Origin of the sequence: Candidatus Infernicultor aquiphilus (assembly GCF_002784285.1) — a bacterium.
Taxonomy (GTDB): domain Bacteria; phylum Atribacterota; class Phoenicimicrobiia; order Phoenicimicrobiales; family Phoenicimicrobiaceae; genus Infernicultor; species Infernicultor aquiphilus.
This window is the reverse complement of sequence record NZ_PFKO01000363.1, coordinates 1-5,224: the sequence shown is the minus strand read 5'-3', so window position 1 is coordinate 5,224 and position 5,224 is coordinate 1. Positions and strand designations below refer to the sequence as shown.

At 32.2% G+C, this 5,224-nt stretch carries 5 protein-coding genes; all 5 read right to left on the bottom strand.

Annotation, left to right across the window (positions count from 1 at the left end; genetic code table 11):
• Window positions 1-120: 120 nt before the first annotated feature.
• The gene (locus COZ07_RS10190) at window positions 121-309 is read right to left on the bottom strand and encodes a DUF951 domain-containing protein (protein WP_406608456.1); all 189 of its coding nucleotides are present in this window, start codon (window positions 307-309) and stop codon (window positions 121-123) included.
• Window positions 310-541: 232 nt separating this feature from the next.
• Window positions 542-1,783 carry a M16 family metallopeptidase gene (locus COZ07_RS10185; RefSeq protein WP_406608455.1) on the bottom strand — a complete coding sequence of 414 codons (1,242 nt, stop codon included), beginning with the start codon at window positions 1,781-1,783 and terminating at the stop codon, window positions 542-544.
• A gap of 143 nt (window positions 1,784-1,926) precedes the next feature.
• A complete protein-coding gene (mreC, locus tag COZ07_RS10180; RefSeq protein WP_406608454.1) occupies window positions 1,927-2,742 on the bottom strand; it encodes a rod shape-determining protein MreC in 816 nt (271 codons plus the stop codon).
• Window positions 2,743-2,908: 166 nt separating this feature from the next.
• Entirely contained in the window at window positions 2,909-3,949 is a 1,041-nt protein-coding gene (locus tag COZ07_RS10175; RefSeq protein WP_406608453.1) for a rod shape-determining protein, read from the bottom strand.
• Between the two features lie 72 nt (window positions 3,950-4,021).
• Entirely contained in the window at window positions 4,022-5,020 is a 999-nt protein-coding gene (amrS, locus tag COZ07_RS10170; protein WP_406608452.1) for an AmmeMemoRadiSam system radical SAM enzyme, read from the bottom strand.
• Window positions 5,021-5,224: the final 204 nt, after the last annotated feature.

Sequence of the window (5,224 nt, the reverse complement as noted above, 5' to 3'; positions counted from 1 at the left end):
CCTAAATTGATTTAATATTATATCATCAGATATTTTTGATATCAAGCTTTAAATTTAATTTTATAGCTTATAAATAATTAATAAATAAAAATCCTAAAATATATTTTTATCTCTCTTTAATTAATCTCTGGGGACAATTTCACGAATTTTCTTCTCTAATTTTACTCGAGGAACTAGAACCTTTCTACCACAACAAAGACATTTTAGACCAATATCAATACCGGTCCTGGTGATTTCCCAATGAAAACCCCCACAAGGATGTTTTTTCTTTAATCTAACAATATCTCCGATTCCTAATTTTAAAGGCATTTTATTATATTCCAATTGACCAATTGACCAATTGACCAATTCTCCAATTCTCCAATTATATTAGTTGGCCAGTTTACCAGTTACCGGTTAGCCAGCAGGAATAACAGAAGGAACAGACAGATTGGGTGAATCCAACCCAAACTCCTCTTTAAAACTTAAAACTCGAAACTTATGCCCTAAAACCTATTAACCGGCAAACTAAGTAACTGGCTAACCGGATAACTAAGTAAAGTTATAATTGTTGCAAGAGAGAATTATATTCTTCTTTATCTCTTTTTTCTTTAAAAGGGCCGACTATAGATAAATTTATTTTGTTTTTTATAAAAATATTTTGAGCTAATCTTTGAATGTCTTCGACCTTTACTTCTTCAATTCTTCCTCTTACCTCGTCAAAAGTTAAAGGTCTACCATATAAGAACATCTTGTTCCCCAACCAAAATGCCCTACTTAAAGTATTCTCTAAGTTTAAAGATAATGCGCCTTTATACATCTCTTTTGCTTTTCTTAATTCCTCTTCCTTCAAATTATCTTCCTTTATTTTTCTAAGTTCCTCCAGGGTGGTATGAATGGCTTCCTTTGTTTTGCTCGAATCTGTACCTACATAAATGTTAAAAGAACTTATATCGTTAAAATATTGAATAAAGGAATGAATATCATAAGCCAAACTTTTTTTAACTCTTATTTCTTGAAAAAGCCGAGAACTTAATCCCGAACCCAATATTATGTCTAATAAATCCATAGAGTATTTATCAGGGCTTAACCGAGAAATTCCCGGAAAACCAAAAGAAAGATGAGTTTGATTGGTCTTTTTAAATCTTATTCCTATTAGAGAAATATTTTGATTATCATAAGCGGGTATATATTTTTTAATTTCACCCTCTTTCATTCTTTTAAAACATTTCTTAATCTGTAAAATTACTTCCGCTACCTTGATATTTCCGGTAACGCTTATCACTAAATTATTGGGACGATAAAATTCATCTATATATGATAACAGATCTTCTCTTTGAATATTGCGTATACTTTTTTCATCTCCGAGAATAGACTTTCCCAGAGGATGATTTTTCCATATTATCTGGTCAAGCAAGATTTCTACTAATTCCTCCGGTATATCTTGATATTTTTTAATCTCTTCAAGAATTATTTTCTTTTCTTTATAAAGGTCCTCTCTCCTCATTAGTGAGTTTAATACTATATCAGCCAGCACATCGAAAGCAACTTTAAATTGTTCTTGGGGAACTTTAACATACAACTGAGTAGTTTCTTTAGAGGTATAAGCGTTTATCTCTCCACCAATACCTTCTATGACTTGAGATATTTCTAAGGTATTTTTCCTCTGGTTCGTACCTTTAAATAGCATATGTTCAATGAGATGAGAAATTCCTTGATGTTTTTCTTCTTCATATCTTGACCCAGCTCCTATCACTAAAACAATAGCTACCGATTTCATATAAGGCATTTTTTCTACTACAATTCTTAAACCATTTTCTAATTTTATTACTTTATAAATAATAATTTCCTCCCTTTAAATTAGTCGTTAGTATATCGTATCGCGTATCGCGTCAAAATACAGTTCCGCTAAACGCTAACCGCTATTTGTTCTTCCTCAAAGTTTTACTAGGGTTTTTTAACTACAAATACTTCTTCTAATTTTGTAAAATCCACCTCTGGTCTTATTAACACTTTTTGAAACAGAGCATTGTTTTCCTTTTTTACTCCCACTATCTTACCAATCATAATTCCTTTGGGGAAAATACTACCTAATCCAGAAGTAATCACCATATCGTTTATCTTAAGATCAGCATCATGAGAAAGATATTCCATATTACAATAATTACTCTCGCTTCCTTTTACTACTCCTATATCTCTTGATCTCTGAATCATTCCTCCTACTGCACTTCTCTGATCTAGTATTAATAATATTTTTGCTGTATGTGAATCAACACTAACCACTTTACCAACCAGCCCACTGTAAGTTGCTACGGCCATGTTTTTATTTACTCCATCAGCTTCTCCCTTGTCAATAATTATACTATTAAACCAATTTCCTGGTTCTCGGCTAATTACCAAAGAGGGGATCATTTCATAAGAAAAAGATTCTTTAAGTTCTAATAATTTTTTCAATCTATCATAGGCTATTAATTTTTCTTTTAATACAGCATTTTCTTGAAGGGTCATTTCAATTTTTTCTTGTAGCTTTTTATTTTCTTCTTCTACCCTCTTAAATTTAGCTATAGCCTTTAAGTAGTTTTTTGTATTATCAGTAACTATACTTATACCTTGATTAAGGGGAGAAAAAGCTCTCAACACAATACTCTCCAGCCATTTAAGATACATTTTACCATGGTAGTCTATAGTCATTATAAAGACAGTTACAATAATTAATATAATAAGAATTAGCAATGCCTTGTTCTGAGGTAAAAGTTTTTTCAATATAAATCACCTGATTAAATTTATCAATTAGCCAATCAACCAATTCTCCAATTAAATCAGTTAGCCAGTCTGTGAGTAAGTTGCGTAATGTGTAATAAGTGACAAGTAAGCTAAACGCTATACGCTCTATGCTAATTATACGAGATACTATTCACTAACGACTAATTTAAATTCCTTTGCTTGTTCTAATTAAAACTCTTTGATAAAAATTAAAATCCTCCATAACCTTTCCTATACCTTTAATTACACAATATACCGGTTCAAAAGATGTAAAAGTTGGAATACCTATCTCCTCTTGCAAAAGTTCCGCTAATCCTACTAAAAGTGAACCTCCACCAGTCATAATAACCCCCTTGTCTATAATATCCGAGATCAATTCGGGAGGTGTCTTTTCTAAAGTTATCTTTACTGTATTAGCGATTATTCTTAATGGCTCAGAAAGGGCTTCTCTCAATTCATCTTTAGAAATTTTAATTATTTTAGGCAGGCCAGTAACTTTATCCCTTCCCCTAATTTCATAACCACTATTTTCTGGACTTAATTTATCTATAGATAAATTAAGTTTAATCTCTTCTGCAGTTAATTCACCAATATATAAATTATGTACTTGTTTAACATATTTGGAAATTACTTCATTAATATAATCTCCGGCAATCTGGCTTAACTCACTTACCACTATCCCACCCAAAGATATGATAGCTACTTCGGAAGTTCCTCCTCCTATATCTACTACTAAATTGCCCATAGGTTCAAAGATAGGTAGTCCTACTCCAATCGCTGCTGCTATGGGTTCATCGATCAGAAATACTTGTCTTGCTCCACATTTATAAGCAACTTTTGATACTGCTCTTTTTTCTACTTCTGTAACTCCGGAAGGAACACAAATTATAATCGATGGTCTTATAAAACGATTAGGATGATAAACTTTTTTAATAAAAAATTTCAACATTTCAGCGGTTACTTCAAAATTAGCTATTACTCCTTCTTTTAAAGGTCTAACAGTAAACAAACCTCGAGGAGTTCTTCCCATCATCTTTTTTGCTTCTTTCCCAACTGCTAATATCTTATTACCACCATCTTTAAAAGCCACCACTGATGGTTCATATAAGACAATTCCCTTCCCCTTAATATACACGAGAGTGGTAGAAGTACCTAAATCAATCCCTATATTCTTGGTAAATAATCCAAAAAAAATATTTCCTTGCATTTTTCTATCACTCCTTTTCACTCATGTATTCTTCTTAATAATTTTAATTCTTTGGAATAAAAATTAAAAGATCTAAAGATGAACTACTTTTTCACCACAATGTCTGCATTTTCCATCTTCATCCAAGCCCAAATTAATAATATTATAACCTGTTCTTTTAATCAAAAGTGTCTTACAGTTACCACAATAAGTGGCGTTAGCTTCCTCATCCCATATATTACCTAGATATACATATTTCAATTTTTTTTGAGCAATATCTCGAGCTTTATACAATGTGGAAATGGGAGTTGCCGAAATATTCATCTTATAACAAGGAAAATAGCGAGAAAAATGCAAAGGTATTTCTTCATTTAAAGAAGAAATCCAATCCACCATCTCTTTAATTTCCTCTTCGCTATCATTCAAACCAGGGATAATTAGATTGGTTATTTCTAGATGGCAATATTCTTTAGAAAGCTCGATAGTACGTAGTACAGGAGACAATTTTCCTTGGCAATATTTTTGATAGAAAGAATTTCGAAAAGATTTAAGGTCAATGTTCAAAGCATCTATAAAAGGAAGAATTTTAAGGAGAGGTTCATAATTAATAAATCCATTGGTAACCAATATATTTTTTAAATTATTTTTCTTCGCTAATTTCGCGGTATCCAGCACGTATTCATACCAGATTAATGGTTCAGAATAGGTGTAGGCAATCGCTGGGGAATTATTCTGAAGAGCTAATTGCACAGCCTTTTCAGGAGATAACTCTTCTACTGACACATCTTTTATATTTGCCTGAGAAATAGTCCAGTTCTGACAAAAGTCACAAGAAAAATTGCATCCTATGGTACCCAGAGATAAAACCATTATTCCGGGATAAAAATGATAAAGTGGTTTTTTTTCAATGGGATCCATTCCATAGGAAGAAATTTTAGAATAGATTAAAGAATAAAGTTTATTATTTATATTTTTACGAGCTCGGCAAAAACCAACCTGGTCTTTCTTTATTAAACATTCTTTAGGACAAAGCAGACATTTTATGACCCCTTTTTCTTGATCCACTAATTCGTAAAATAAAGCCTCTTTCATTTAAGTAATTACCTCTTAATTAGTCGTTAGTAGGACAGGCGTCTCGCCTGTCTATTAGTCGTTAGTCATTGGGAGCTCTAATTTTGGAGTAGGGGTCGAATTTATTCGACCCGCATTGTTTGGTAACTTCCCAAGCGGGCTCGATGAATCGAGCCCCTACCTCCTAAACGCTCTAATTTATTTATTATTCTGGATTCTGGATTC

Bases quoted from the DNA above. Each gene is read 5' to 3' on its own strand.
- amrS (WP_406608452.1), bottom strand. From the start codon at position 5,020: ATGAAAGAGGCTTTATTTTACGAATTAGTGGATCAAGAAAAAGGGGTC.
- COZ07_RS10190 (WP_406608456.1), bottom strand. From the start codon at position 309: ATGCCTTTAAAATTAGGAATCGGAGATATTGTTAGATTAAAGAAAAAA.
- COZ07_RS10175 (WP_406608453.1), bottom strand. From the start codon at position 3,949: ATGCAAGGAAATATTTTTTTTGGATTATTTACCAAGAATATAGGGATT.